General features: G+C 40.2%; 13 protein-coding genes and 2 pseudogenes. 1 reads left to right on the forward strand and 14 read right to left on the reverse strand.

All coding sequences use genetic code 11. From position 1 onward, the window contains the following. Positions 1 to 7 precede the first annotated feature (7 nt). The 13 genes and pseudogenes from ACKC4Y_RS04295 to aspS form a co-directional block, all read right to left on the reverse strand. Positions 8 to 295 (reverse strand): annotated as a pseudogene (locus ACKC4Y_RS04295) (hypothetical protein); the annotation flags it as partial. After that, the gene (locus ACKC4Y_RS04300) at positions 288 to 869 is read right to left on the reverse strand and encodes a phage protein Gp27 family protein (protein ID WP_208431556.1); all 582 of its coding nucleotides are present in this window, start codon (positions 867 to 869) and stop codon (positions 288 to 290) included. The pseudogene ACKC4Y_RS04295 and the gene ACKC4Y_RS04300, both read right to left, overlap by 8 nt. Then, the gene (locus ACKC4Y_RS04305) at positions 832 to 1188 is read right to left on the reverse strand and encodes a VpaChn25_0724 family phage protein (protein ID WP_026500468.1); all 357 of its coding nucleotides are present in this window, start codon (positions 1186 to 1188) and stop codon (positions 832 to 834) included. Before ACKC4Y_RS04305 ends, ACKC4Y_RS04300 begins: the two co-directional genes overlap by 38 nt. After that, positions 1185 to 1499, reverse strand: coding sequence for a DUF2730 family protein (locus ACKC4Y_RS04310; protein ID WP_409362073.1), 315 nt, complete (start codon positions 1497 to 1499; stop codon positions 1185 to 1187). The genes ACKC4Y_RS04305 and ACKC4Y_RS04310 overlap by 4 nt, the downstream gene beginning before the upstream one ends. Beyond that, positions 1496 to 1738, reverse strand: a complete 243-nt coding sequence (locus tag ACKC4Y_RS04315) for a hypothetical protein (protein ID WP_409362074.1) — start codon at positions 1736 to 1738, stop codon at positions 1496 to 1498. The genes ACKC4Y_RS04310 and ACKC4Y_RS04315 overlap by 4 nt, the downstream gene beginning before the upstream one ends. After that, positions 1704 to 2042: a hypothetical protein gene (locus ACKC4Y_RS04320; RefSeq protein WP_409362075.1), complete on the reverse strand. Its 339-nt coding sequence runs from the start codon at positions 2040 to 2042 to the stop codon at positions 1704 to 1706. The genes ACKC4Y_RS04315 and ACKC4Y_RS04320 overlap by 35 nt, the downstream gene beginning before the upstream one ends. Continuing rightward, entirely contained in the window at positions 2035 to 2322 is a 288-nt protein-coding gene (locus ACKC4Y_RS04325) for a hypothetical protein (protein WP_375679179.1), read from the reverse strand. The genes ACKC4Y_RS04320 and ACKC4Y_RS04325 overlap by 8 nt, the downstream gene beginning before the upstream one ends. Continuing rightward, positions 2319 to 2900 carry a glycoside hydrolase family 19 protein gene (locus ACKC4Y_RS04330; protein WP_409362076.1) on the reverse strand — a complete coding sequence of 194 codons (582 nt, stop codon included), beginning with the start codon at positions 2898 to 2900 and terminating at the stop codon, positions 2319 to 2321. The genes ACKC4Y_RS04325 and ACKC4Y_RS04330 overlap by 4 nt, the downstream gene beginning before the upstream one ends. Positions 2901 to 2987: 87 nt before the next feature. Then, positions 2988 to 3395, reverse strand: coding sequence for a helix-turn-helix domain-containing protein (locus ACKC4Y_RS04335; RefSeq protein ID WP_409362077.1), 408 nt, complete (start codon positions 3393 to 3395; stop codon positions 2988 to 2990). Positions 3396 to 3401: 6 nt separating this feature from the next. Continuing rightward, positions 3402 to 3800, reverse strand: a complete 399-nt coding sequence (locus ACKC4Y_RS04340) for a phage protein GemA/Gp16 family protein (protein ID WP_409362078.1) — start codon at positions 3798 to 3800, stop codon at positions 3402 to 3404. Continuing rightward, positions 3794 to 4669, reverse strand: a pseudogene (locus tag ACKC4Y_RS04345) (phage tail sheath subtilisin-like domain-containing protein); the annotation flags it as partial. The gene ACKC4Y_RS04340 and the pseudogene ACKC4Y_RS04345, both read right to left, overlap by 7 nt. A 475-nt stretch (positions 4670 to 5144) precedes the next feature. Then, entirely contained in the window at positions 5145 to 7394 is a 2250-nt protein-coding gene (parC, locus tag ACKC4Y_RS04350) for a DNA topoisomerase IV subunit A (protein WP_409362079.1), read from the reverse strand. Between the two features lie 514 nt (positions 7395 to 7908). Then, a complete protein-coding gene (gene aspS / locus ACKC4Y_RS04355) occupies positions 7909 to 9699 on the reverse strand; it encodes an aspartate--tRNA ligase (RefSeq protein ID WP_409362080.1) in 1791 nt (596 codons plus the stop codon). A gap of 133 nt (positions 9700 to 9832) precedes the next feature. Between aspS and rnd the strand changes: the two genes are divergently transcribed. Beyond that, a complete protein-coding gene (rnd, locus tag ACKC4Y_RS04360) occupies positions 9833 to 10987 on the forward strand; it encodes a ribonuclease D (protein ID WP_409362081.1) in 1155 nt (384 codons plus the stop codon). A 630-nt stretch (positions 10988 to 11617) separates the two neighbouring features. On the opposite strand, the gene ppx is transcribed toward rnd, so the two are convergent. Next, complete coding sequence (gene ppx, locus ACKC4Y_RS04365; protein ID WP_409362082.1) at positions 11618 to 13129, reverse strand: exopolyphosphatase; 1512 nt, start codon at positions 13127 to 13129, stop codon at positions 11618 to 11620. Positions 13130 to 13135 lie beyond the last annotated feature (6 nt).

Genomic DNA, 13135 nt, shown 5'->3' on the forward strand with positions numbered 1-13135 from the left:
GTTAAAGCCCATTTTCTTTGGTGTCTCCAATATAAAAAACATTATCGCCACCAGCCTTAGGCGTTGCTGCCGCAATAAGGGTATCATCCAAAGCTTCCGCAAAAGTAATGCCGGTCCGCCGCCCCTTTTCAACCAATTTTAATGGGGACTTATCTTCAATCCATGCGCATTGATGCGCCATCAAAACACCTTCCTCCAAAGGATCTTGCTCTTGAGGGAAAGTACTCGCCTGCCAAATATCAAAACCACTCTGATGATCAAAGACATGACTTTTTGAGAGGAGCTGTTCAGCCATTTTTAACCCCCAACACCTGCGCACGAATAGCCCGCGCGCGCTCTTTAGAGAGCCCCGCTGCTGCCGCTGCCATCTCAACCGCTTTACTTGCTTTAGAGGCAAAATCATTTTCCAACTTTTGCCGCCTCGTGGTCGACAAATGTTCAGCCGCCAAAACCCCTTTGAGCGCATTGGCCAATTCTTGTGCCGCTTTTGGCGAAAGGTTTTTCCCGCTGCTTAACGTGGAAAAAATCAGTTCTTTAATCGCTGCCGCCGTCAAAAGAGTGATATTATCAGAAGCTTTAGCATCAAAGCGCTGCGAGAGGCTTGCTGCAATTTCTCTTGTCTGTTCTAGGCGCCTTGACATCACTGCTAAACGCAAAGAATAACGATTAAAACTGGAAAAAGAGGGAATAGAAAAGCTTAAACCCGTTTCCTTTTGTAAAGCCTTCAAAGCCGCTTTAAACTCACCATAAATAGCCATTTGTGTCTTCTCACGCCCATTTAAAGCCTCAGCAGCCGCAGCAATAATCTGATCACAAGCTTGCGGCAATAAATCAATCGCCGTTAAACGTCCACGCCCGACCTTGCGCATCCTTCACCTCGTATTTTATTGATGAACGTTTAGGCCGCTTAATCCCCTCAATGGAAAAGCTCCGGTCTAAATGACGCGCTCCCCGTTCTGTTAACGCCGCAAGAAAAACTGAACCCACCTGTTTTAATGTAACAGCACCTTGATCTTCCATAAAAGCCAGTTCATTATGCACAAAATCGCGATCGCGTCTGATGCCATAACTGTATAAAAGCCGCTCGATCATCGCACTCGATAAAGTTTCACTGCGCTCACAAGCAAGCCCTTTTAAAATAATTAACCGCGCTTCTTCACGGATGATTTTATCCATATCTGCTTTCATTTTTTGGCATTCTCCAGTAAAAACTCTTGCAAGCGCTCACCAATGGCTGCCACCGGTTGCAATTGCGCAGAAAGCGTGTTGAGACGACCATTCAAACGTTCCATATTCACTTCTAATCTTTGCATCGCATCGCGATCAGGCAAAAAGTCCATCTCCGTTTCTAACTTTTGCACACGCTCTTTAAGCACTGTCATGTCTTTCAGCATTTCCCGCGCACCTGAAGAAAAATAGGCTCTCAAAACCCCACAAATCGCAATAATCGATAACAATAAAGACAACCAGCCATTCGCAACACTGATATCTAAATTCACTTGGAAATCCCCTCTCTTTTGCCTAAAATCGCCCGCTCCACAGCTTTTCTGCGTTGTTCACAAATCAATAAAGCAGCACGATCACGCCCCCAATAGTGCACCACTTCGCGCGCATTCAAAGCACGCTCTGGCAATAATGCTGGGCGGGCACACGCCATACGAACAACAGGCGGCAATTCAACCGATAAAAAATGATACGCAAAACTATCCCTTGGCTTGGTTGTTGAGCAAGCGCACACGCTCAAGCCCAATACCACAGCCAGTAGTTGGCAATACTGCATTGACCTCCTCCATTTTCACAAGCTTTTGTTCCAAAGCCGAAATTACCCCTTGCGCTCGATGCTCAGCTTCCAACGCTGCTTGCCTTTGTCGCTCCATCTCAAGCTGTGCAAGTACAGAAGCCTTGGCAATCTCCAACTGCCAATACAAATCACGCGCCTTTTCCGCCTTTAAAACTTGCGCTTTCATAAAGCCAAAAGCCGCGAACATCACACTGACCAAAAACAACAAACCAAAAGACAGTTTTGAAAGTGGGCTAAACATTGCGCTTATCCCCCCACCCCGTTATCTCCACCCCATCATAGGAGCTACTATGCCGCTTATGGGAATGTTTCCTATTGGAAAAATCCAACGAACCAAAACCACGATGCACCCCCAGATTGCCAACAATAATCGCCACCATCGAAGGAATAGAAATGCTCGCCATATCAACAATATGCGGTGCCCCCCACAAGCCACCAGAAACAAGCAAAAAAATAACCCCCCAAGCAAACCAAAATGACCACCACAAATAGAGCCTAGAACCACGATAAGACGGTTTCATACCTTCACCTCGCATGAAAGCTCCAAAAGCTTTTTAGCTCGATTAAGATACGTCAACCGTTGCACAAGACCGTTTTTCCCCCCATTAATCGCCTTGGTAATCCTCACGACATCATCTTGATCTGCTAGCTTATTCAACCCTCGCATCTGCCAAAACCAAACAGCAGACCAAAGCGCTGCTGGAAACTTTTCCACCACTTCTGGAAAAGCTTCACAATCAACAGCGTGTTCATCGACTAAGCACCAAAACTTCGTAAAACGGCGATAATTATTGCGCCCCGTTAATTGGATCAAACCACGCCCCTTAAAGCGCACACCATCCCCAGGGTTGACATTGCCTAAATCACGCCGCCCCTCATAAGCGCGCCCAGAGGCATATTCACAAACGGTAAAAAACCCATCACTTTCATGCGCACATTGGCTTAAAAAATGCGCAATACGCAAACCTGTCGTGATCGCACCATAAGACAAAGTTTCAGGCAACGCTCGTGCCATTTCAACGATAATAAAATCTTGGCGCGCATGATGCGTCAGTTTAGGCGCAAGGCGATGAAGAAAAGAGGCATCTATTGAAATCATAACAAACCACTCAATGAATAAAAATCCATCCGCAGTTTATCGGATTTCAAACCCCCAATATAAGCCTGACACTGTCAGTCAAAACTCTTAATACTCATAAAAATCTGGGAATAATAAACCTTGTGGTTCTTTTGAAGAAATTTTCTTCTTCAAGCGATAGGCTGTACGCACATGCATACCAGAAACAGCAGCTGCAGTATCCACCGACCAACCTTTTTGCAACGCTTGCACCATTTTTTGCCGCCGTTCAGCATCTCTGCCAAGGGGGATAAGAAGGCGCACACCAGAACCATTAAAACAAAAATGGTTGATGAGTTGCTCGGCTTCTTCAAACCCAACAATTTCAATCAACCAATCCGCATTTTCAAGACGCCCGGGTATATAAACTTCTCGTCCTCCAAAAGCCCGCATCATATTCCATGCCGCCTCACTGCCCGCAACATCGGCTATTTCACGCAATAAGGCAGGAAAATCGCTATAGATTTCCTCGTGCATGCATGCTTACCCCTCGCTTTTAACACCTTTTCGGATTTTCCGCCCCCAAACATTCATCACTTCTCTAAAGTCGCCCCCACTCATCTCACCCAAAGCTTTACCACTTAACGCCATAACACTTTGATGAAAAGCTTCCACATCAAACACAGCATCGGGATTCAAACGCTTCCATTGGGCACACAAAATCAAATATCCTGGCATTTTCTGCCATGAATCTTGAATCTTTTTTCCTTTCCAGTCAACCCCACCCTCACGCTGCAACCAACCTTTCAACGCCTCAATAGCTCTGCATGCATCATCGCTATCGCGTAAAAAACGAATATGATCAATTCCCGTCTGTCTTTTCACAAAGGCAAGCAACGCCTTATCTGAACGATCACGAATAATGCCAAGATTCCACCCCATAAAATGCGTCCATTGACAGCCATTTGTCCCCCAGAATTATCTAAATGCGCATTTTGGCTAAGCCGTGCTGGAATAAAGGTCGCAATATCGGCTTGATTGAGGCGATTAGCTTCATGATTGATTTCGCCATCAAAATAGCTAATCGGGCGCGCGGTTCCTAAAATGCCTTTGACATCTTGGTTGGAGGGAGACCAAAAAACACCGCCCCTTTGCTTATCACGTTTGATAAACATGGCGGCAGCAAAGGGACTTGCCGGTTTAATGATCCATCCACCATCACTATTTGCCACCCGTACAAAGGGGTCAATCAAATAACAAAAGCGTGAGGAAAAATCTGCGCGATAGGCAAGGCTTTCTTCCGCATTTTTACCACCCGTATCAAAAACCGCAATCGCTTGTAGCTTTTCTGCAACCTGTTCCAATGCATCCGCCACGGGGTTTTTACCATTATCAAGGCGCCCTGCACTATAAGCCGGTGCCAGTAAAATCCCAGGCTCTACCCCTAAATGCCCTCTAGCGTGTTTTAGCGCATGCACACCGGTCAGTCGAGCATTTGATCCCACCATTTCGGTTTGTGTCTCAGCAATGGTTGATTTTTCTTCCACACGCACAAGAATAATTTGTGCCTCAATCCCCTGCGCACACACAGCATTAATAACATCAAGAGCCGTGCCTCTTGTCCCAAGCTTTTGGATTTTTTCTGTCTCATGGCTAAAGATAAGGACAGGCTCGTTGAGGGGAAAAACTTCGTTGTCAGCATCAGGGGCTGTAACAGCCGCTCCAATGGCGGTCTGATCAAATGTTGCTAAAGGACGGGAATCCTCACCAGCCTCTACAATGCGTATCCCATGATTAAATTCTGTTGCCATCTTGCTCTCCAAATCAATGAAGAAACAATAACAACAAGTAGCACTCTCATAAGATTAGCACAAAGATGAACTCAAAAAAGTAGAACAGATCCTTATAGCTTCACTTTCATAACCAATGATCTTTGGTAGGTACTTGAAAAACTGGATATGAAATTCTTTTCTGATACTAGGATTCATAAGGTTTAGAAATGCTAGATCAATTTGTCTGAGGATAAGAAAATCGCCATTGAGATCCCATTTTTTAATAATAGGAACGCCTTCAACAAAGTGAAAGGAATGATTTTGCTTCATACGTATCGCAAAAACTTATTCTTAATGAAGATCAAATTTTTTGCCAATTGCTGCACTTGATATCATACATTTGTTTGGTAACACGCCTATCTTTTACAAATGAAACGTTTCCACACACCACCTTTGATCATCAAATTTTATGGGGCACTAAACTTAAGAATTCAATACTACAAAGTTTAATTGGCTAATTGGTAAATTTCCCTGATTTTGGAAAGCCTTTCGGAACAACTCGCCCTACTCCAGCACGTGTTCCCATCCACTCAATGAGATCACTAGCTTGGCGATTAAAACACCTCTCAGCTGTATCTTGCCAAGTTAATCCCTCTGATAAATTAAAAGTTTTGGCATCAACAACACCACCCTCTTTGTAACGTTGTAAACGAACACCTTTACCGCGACTCATTTCTGGTATTTGTTCAATAGCAAAAACGAGCATTTTTCGATTTTCACCAACCACTGCAACATGATCACCTTTTACCGGAACACAAAGCTTTACTTTATCAGGGAACTTTACATTCATAACTTGCTTCCCTTTTCGTGTATTAGCAATCACTTGCGCCTCAGGAACAATAAAACCATTTCCATAAGATGAAACTAAAAGCAATTTTTCCTGAACATTATGAACAAAAGCTATAAGAATATCGTGCTCATCATCCATATCGACTAAAAGACGAATTGGCTCACCATGCCCCCGCCCTCTCGGCAAACTATTTGCACTAATAGAAAAAAACTTTCCACCCGTACTTATCACTGTAATCTTATCTGTAGTGAAGGCTGGAAATGCTAGCTTTAAGCAATCGCCTTCTTTGAAAGAAAGTCCTTTGTAATCACTCAAATGCCCTCTTAAAGCACGAATCCATCCCTTTTCAGAAATAACAATAGTTACCGGTTCTTTTTCGATCATTGCCTGATGAATATCGTCAATATCATGTCTTGGCGCTTCTTCAAATGTTGTACGCCTTTTCCCCAAGAGAGTTTCAGGACTAAAAATTTTACGAACTTTTATGATTTCCTCGGAAATTATTTTCCATTGCTTTGTACTAGAAGCTAATAAATTTTGCAGTTTTTCCTTTTCCAATTTCAGAGCTTCAAATTCCTTACGAATTTCAAATTCTTCAAGCTTACGAAGAGAACGCAGCCGCATATTAAGAATAGCTTCAGCTTGATTTTCTGTTAATTCAAAACGGTCAGTTAATTCCTTTTTCGGTTCATCCTTTTCACGAATAATCTGGATTACCTCATCAAGATTTAAATATGCAATAAGATATCCATGGAGAATTTCTAATCGACGATCAATTTCATCAAGACGGTAATGAGAGCGACGAATAAGCACTTCTTGACGATGATCAAGCCATTGTTGCAAACTTTCACGCAGAGAAAGAACATTCGGCACCTTTCCAAAAGATAAAACATTCAAATTGAGAGGAAATCTTACTTCAAAATCCGTTAATTTAAAAAGGGACTCCATGAGAAGTTCAGGATCAACGGTACGATTTTTAGGAACCAACACAATGCGGATATCCTCTGCTGATTCATCGCGAATATCCTCAAGCATTGGTAAACGCCGTGCAAGCAATAATTCTGCTGTTTTCTCAATAAGACGTGATTTTTGAACTTGATAGGGAATTTCAGTAACAATAATCACATAAGAACCACGGCTACCAGATTCTTGATGCCAACGCGAACGTAACCGAAAGAACCCACGCCCTGTGCGATAAGATTCCTCAATACTTTTTTTAGGCTCAACCAAAATACCGCCTGTTGGAAAATCAGGCCCAAGCACGAACTGATTCAATTCCTCATCATTTGCATCAGGATGAGCAATCAAATGCAAAGCAGCATCACATAATTCAGCAGCATTATGCGGTGGAATAGACGTTGCCATACCAACAGCAATACCTGATGAACCATTCGCTAAAAGATTAGGAAAAGCTCCCGGTAAAACAACAGGTTCTTCATCTTCTTCATTATAGGTTAAACGAAAATCAATGGCGTTTTCATTAATTCCCTCAAGCAGCAACGCCGCCACTTCAGTCATGCGTGCTTCCGTATAACGCATAGCAGCAGCATTATCACCATCAATATTACCGAAATTGCCTTGTCCATCAACCAATGGATAACGAACCGCAAAACTTTGAGCCAAACGCACTAATGCATCATAAATAGAGGCATCACCATGAGGATGAAATTTTCCCATGACATCCCCCACAATCCGTGCACACTTAGCATAGGATTGTTCTGGATTAAGTTTAAGCAAACGCATCGCATGAACAATACGCCGATGCACAGGTTTCAAACCATCACGCACATCAGGTAATGCACGGTGCGTAATGGTAGAAAGAGCATACGCCAAATAGCGCTCTTGCAAAGCAGAACGCAATTCTATTGACTCAATGTGTTCTTTATCAAAAGGTAAAATCATTTTATCAGACATAGTATTAGGATAAACATTCCCTAAATAACGAGCAATTATTTTATAAGATTTATCAAATGCAATATTTCATAAATCGAATATTTTTATTAAAAATCGACTTTATAGAAATAAACATTACGATTTAAACATGAATGAAAAATTATAGCAATTTGAAAAGTTTATGCGCGTTCTTTACACTCTATCTTAGCAACACATAGAAATGCATGCTTTAAAAGAAAAGGCTTTTAAAAGAACAAAAAAATATCGTCTTTAAAAATTAATATAAAAAATGAAAAAACAGAATAAAGTAAAAAATATCTATCCTAAAAAATAGAAATAATCATTTTTAGAAAAAATAACAAAATAAATTTTTATTATAAATACGTATATCTATAATCTATTTTACAATATTTAAAGATATTTAAAAATTATATACTTGAATTTATTATACGAAATATAGACATTTATACAATTTAAGCATGAAGTTTTAACACACATATAATCAATATTTATTAACTATCTTTGGACAAATTTACTAAACGTTTTTAGGAGTAGGAGAAACTCGAATCCCTAAATCACGTAATTGTGCAGTAGAAACATCAGATGGAGCACTCATCAAGAGATCAAGCGCTTGCTGATTCATAGGAAACAAAGCAACCTCACGTAAATTTTTTACGCCTTGCAAAAGCATAATAACACGGTCAACACCAGCCGCCATACCGCCATGCGGAGGAGCCCCATAATGAAAAGCACGATAAAGACCACCAAAACGATCTTCGACCACTTCTTTAGTAAGACCAGCAAGATCAAAAACTTTAAGCATCATTTCTGGAGAGTGATTACGGATTCCACCTGATGCAATCTCATAACCATTGCAAACAAGATCATACTGAAAAGCTTTAAGAGTAAGAGGATCTTGGCAATCAAGAGCATTTTTTCCACCCTGCGGCATTGAAAAGGGATTATGTGCAAAATCAAGCTTTTTTTCATCTTCATTCCATTCAAAAAATGGAAAATCAACAATCCACGCTAAAGAAAAACAATCCCGGTCAACAAGATTTAATTCTTCCCCTACCCTTGTGCGAGCGGCTCCAGCAAAAGATGAAAACTTTTTGGGGTCTCCTACAACAAAAAAACAGGCATCACCACTTTCAAGTCCAAGCTGTATACGGAGTGCTTCCGTCTTCAGTTCACCAATATTTTTAGCAATAGGCCCTGCTCCTTCAAACTTCCCTCCATCTTCACGCCAGAAAATATAACCAAGTCCTGGTTGTCCCTCACCTTGTGCCCATACATTCATACGATCACAAAAAGCACGGCTTCCACCCGTTTTAGCCGGAATAGCCCACACTTGTGCATTTTTATCATTCGCTAAAATCTGAGAAAAAACTTTAAAACCAGAATCATAAAAATGTTGAGAAACATCTTCCATAATGATCGGATTGCGTAAATCAGGTTTATCAGAGCCATATTTTCGCATTGCTTCATCGTATGAAATACGAGGAAAGCTTTGGGTTACAAGCTTCCCATTGGCAAATTCTTCAAAAAGAGAACGCATAATGGGTTCCATTGTTGCCAAAACATCTTCTTGTTCAACGAAACTCATTTCAACATCTAATTGATAAAATTCACCTGGAAGACGATCTGCTCGTGGATCTTCATCTCTAAAACATGGAGCGATTTGAAAATAACGATCAAAACCTGACATCATCAACAACTGTTTGTACTGTTGTGGTGCCTGTGGCAATGCGTAAAATTTTCCCTGATGAATACGGCTTGGAACCAAAAAATCACGCGCACCTTCCGGGGATGACGCAGTTAAAAGTGGCGTAGTAAATTCTGTAAAACCATTATCCTGCATGTATCTTCTAATGGCAGCAATAATTTCGGTGCGTCGCATGATATTTTTGTGCATAGTTTCGCGACGTAAATCAAGAAAACGATACTTCAATCGAATATCTTCTGGATAATCAGGTTCGCCAAAAACAGGAAGAGGAAGCTCATCAGACTTTGAAAGAATTTCTACATCTTTTGCAAAAATTTCAATCTCGCCAGTTGGAAGGTTTGTATTAATCACCTCATCAGAACGGGCACGCACTTCCCCATCCACACGAATGACCCATTCAGAACGTACATTCTCGATACTTTTAAAAGCTGGTGAAGCAGGATCAGCAACAATTTGTGTGATTCCAAAATGATCACGTAAATCTACAAAAAGGATTCCGCCATGATCACGAACACGATGAACCCACCCTGAAAGACGAACTTGTGTTCCTACATCACATTTACGAAGAGCCGCGCAATGATGACTGCGATAACGGTGCATAGTTTTTGCCTTTGATTATAATGTTTAACATGCGCTACAAACCCTTTTTAGGAACCATTTGTCAAGATATGAGGATAAAGACTCGAAAAAAAAGTCAATAAAAGACAAATTTAATTTATCTGGTTATAATAAAATGATGAGTCTTATTACACAAACAACAGATCTTGAAATTGCACTTGCCGCTTTACGCGCATCTGATTTTGTAACAGTAGACACTGAATTTATCCGTGAAACAACTTTTTGGCCTCAACTGTGTTTAATCCAACTTGCATCACCAAATACTACAGTGCTCATTGATCCACTAGCACCAGATATTGATCTAAAGCCATTTTTTGATCTCATGGCAAATAAAAACATTGTTAAAGTTTTTCATGCTGCACGCCAAGATATCGAAACAATTTATCATCTTGGAGGTGTCATTCCTTATCCTCTCTTCGACACCCAAATAGCAGGATCAATCTGCGGATTTGGTGATTCTATCTCCTATGATCAAATTGTAGAACGCTGCATAGGTCATCACATTGATAAATCATCACGTTTTACAGACTGGAGCTACCGCCCTCTTTCCGAAAAACAACTGCTCTATGCTCTTGCCGATGTAACCTATCTAAGAGACGTTTACCTTTTATTGAAAAAACAACTAGAGAAAAACAGACGCACACACTGGATGGATGACGAAATAGCTATCCTATTAACACCAAAAACTTACGATATGCCAGAAGATGAAGCATGGAAAAAAGTGAAAGGAAAAGTCAAAAAAAAGCGTGAGCTTGCCATATTACAAAAAATAGCAGCTTGGCGTGAACGCGAAGCACGAAGATATAATGTTCCGCGTCGTCATATCATGAAAGATGAATGCCTGATCGAAATCGCAATCCAGCAACCGAAAGATGAGTCTGCATTGAAATGTTTGCGTAGTCTTCATAAAAACTGGGATAAGCTCTCAATCACGCAGACATTAATCAAAGCTATCAACGAAGGCTTCGAAGTCGATCTTTCTTCTTTACCTGCTCTTCCTAAACATAATCCACACAATGATACAACAACTGCTGTAATCGATCTTCTTAAAGTGCTCTTAAAACTCGTTGCAAACGAAAATGGCATTGCACCCAAAATTATTGCAACTTCTAATGATTTAGAAAAAATCGCAAATGGGGGAGTAAAGAAAAATATCCCCGCTATGAATGGTTGGCGCTATGAAATATTTGGTCAAAAAGCTGAAGAAATGCTAAAGGGTAAAATAGGGTTTTATCTTAGCAACGGAAAAATAAATACCAAAAAGCTTTAATTTATAAAGAAAATTTCAACTATTTGTATTCTGAGATTAACACAACAAAACGTTATAAAGAGGATCCTCCATCTTCGTTTAGTATAAAATTGCACAAAGTTCAAAACAGCAAAATTTTGCAACTTCGTCTGCAAAATAAAGCGCTTTTATTCACAAGAATGTAGGAGAGTTTTTTTAAAAAAAATTGAGCCCTCTCTTTTCAGAAAAATTGTTAAGCTATTCATTTTTATATTAATGATTGTAGGAGAATGCGCTCCATAGCCAATATAAATATAGCAAAGGAAACCTGCTAAAATTTAAAAAGTTTAATATTTGTTGAAGAACAATTGCTGAATTTTAGTCAAAGCCAATAAGATACCAATCTCAGTATAGAAAAAATCTAGAAAAAACAGAAAGCTTTCAATTTAAAACATGCTTTTCTATAACAATAGCTCGCAATATTAAAAAAATAACAGCTTGCTTTGCATGCAAACTAGAAAGGTGTAAGCCTTACATTGTCATATCATGAAAGATAAATATATGATCAAAATCAAAACTCAATAAACAAAAGATAAAATTGCATAACAAGAAAATATGTAGAAAAGCACTTCATAAGATAAGGATGAACTCCTAAATTTAGTAAGAAAAGAATCAGAAAATCTCAAAAGCGAGAGGTATCTTTATTATTTTTGACAATTTCTTCAAACGCCCGAGAGGGCGTTCCCCTAATAAATCAGCGTAACATCTTGGGATGTGTAATACAATATGATCTGTTTTTTTTTGCCATGATAAGTGAGGTAAAATTCCTGAGGTCGAAGCGCTAAAAAGATTAGCAATACGCATAGTTTCACCGAGAATGCGTGCTTTCTCAATTATATTTTTAGTTGCTAATTGAAAAATGGAGGGGGATTCTTCTTCAATAAGCGAACCCGTATTGCGAAAAAAAACAGCGAGCGCAGCATAAAGGCGCCCCTCATGAGAAATTCCCGAATAAGACCCTAATGCTATCTGATTAGCTGCTTCATTTCCACGATAATCTGGATGTATACGCCAACCAATATCTGCCAGAAGACAGGCAGCTTTACGGTAACGGCATTCATTTTCAGTTTCTGAAATTCCAAAAACTTCAAAAGCATTAGACGTGAAACCAATGAGTTCTTCTGCCTGCTTTGGTGAACGCGCCCGTAGGATAGCCATTTCTGTACACGCCGCAATGAGAGGATCTGAACTACGAATCTCCTGTGGCAATCTTGAATAAAGAAAACCCTCACGGACTCCAGCTCCAGAAAAGATTATCTTTTCAACTCCCATACACTGAATAAGCTCAATAAGAACGATCGCCCCATAAGACAAAAGTTGACGACGATTCTGTGAAACAGCTGAAATCCCTTTCATATTATCAATACTGTCACTTGCTACAAGATGCAAGAAACCCTCCATCTCAACCGCATCAACTTCATAGCCATGCATAACAGGGAGCCGATAGTGTTTGGTTGCCATATGAAGCTTTGCCAAATTACGCCACGTCCCTCCTACTGCGTAAAAATAGCGTGCCATACCTTTATAAACGTTAGCAGATGTACAAAACTGCTCACGTGCAATTTTTGCGGCCACAGCAATATCATTATTTGACATATACTGTAACCGTAAACCACCTAACGGCAGAGTTATTCCTTTCCCTACAGTAGAATTATCAATATCAATAAGTTCAAGACTTCCGCCCCCAAGATCACCAGAAATACCCTTTGGTTGATAAAACGTAGAAATAACCCCATAGGCTGAATAAACAGCCTCTTCACTTCCTGAAAGGAGGTATATTTTATTTTGTAAGATATTTTCAGCATTTTGAATAAACGCTAACCCATTTTTTGCTTCTCGCGCTGCTGCTGTTGCTAGAGTATAAACCTCATCTGCACCAATCTGTTGACAAAGCGCACGAAACCGTTTCAGTGTTCGCAATGCCATTTCTATCGATTTTTCTTCTAAAAATCCAGTTTTTGCAACACCTTGACCTAGACCACAGAGAATCTTTTCATTAAATAAAACTGTTGGTGAACGAACAAGACCTTCATAAACAACAAGCCGAACAGAATTTGAGCCAATATCAATAACGGCGATAGGCTTACGCCCCTTTAGCCGACCTTGAGCATTTATATATGTCATAGGATT

This window comes from Bartonella heixiaziensis, assembly GCF_046245125.2.
GTDB lineage: Bacteria > Pseudomonadota > Alphaproteobacteria > Rhizobiales > Rhizobiaceae > Bartonella > Bartonella heixiaziensis.

What these genes read in the sequence shown, in the direction of transcription:
- ACKC4Y_RS04300 (WP_208431556.1), bottom strand. Translation starts at nt 869, where the DNA reads ATGCGCAAGGTCGGGCGTGGACGTTTAACGGCGATTGATTTATTGCCG.
- ppx (WP_409362082.1), bottom strand. Translation starts at nt 13,129, where the DNA reads ATGACATATATAAATGCTCAAGGTCGGCTAAAGGGGCGTAAGCCTATC.
- ACKC4Y_RS04330 (WP_409362076.1), bottom strand. Translation starts at nt 2,900, where the DNA reads ATGATTTCAATAGATGCCTCTTTTCTTCATCGCCTTGCGCCTAAACTG.
- ACKC4Y_RS04305 (WP_026500468.1), bottom strand. Translation starts at nt 1,188, where the DNA reads ATGAAAGCAGATATGGATAAAATCATCCGTGAAGAAGCGCGGTTAATT.
- ACKC4Y_RS04335 (WP_409362077.1), bottom strand. Translation starts at nt 3,395, where the DNA reads ATGCACGAGGAAATCTATAGCGATTTTCCTGCCTTATTGCGTGAAATA.
- aspS (WP_409362080.1), bottom strand. Translation starts at nt 9,699, where the DNA reads ATGCACCGTTATCGCAGTCATCATTGCGCGGCTCTTCGTAAATGTGAT.
- ACKC4Y_RS04325 (WP_375679179.1), bottom strand. Translation starts at nt 2,322, where the DNA reads ATGAAACCGTCTTATCGTGGTTCTAGGCTCTATTTGTGGTGGTCATTT.
- ACKC4Y_RS04320 (WP_409362075.1), bottom strand. Translation starts at nt 2,042, where the DNA reads ATGTTTAGCCCACTTTCAAAACTGTCTTTTGGTTTGTTGTTTTTGGTC.
- rnd (WP_409362081.1), top strand. Translation starts at nt 9,833, where the DNA reads ATGATGAGTCTTATTACACAAACAACAGATCTTGAAATTGCACTTGCC.
- ACKC4Y_RS04340 (WP_409362078.1), bottom strand. Translation starts at nt 3,800, where the DNA reads ATGGGGTGGAATCTTGGCATTATTCGTGATCGTTCAGATAAGGCGTTG.
- parC (WP_409362079.1), bottom strand. Translation starts at nt 7,394, where the DNA reads ATGTCTGATAAAATGATTTTACCTTTTGATAAAGAACACATTGAGTCA.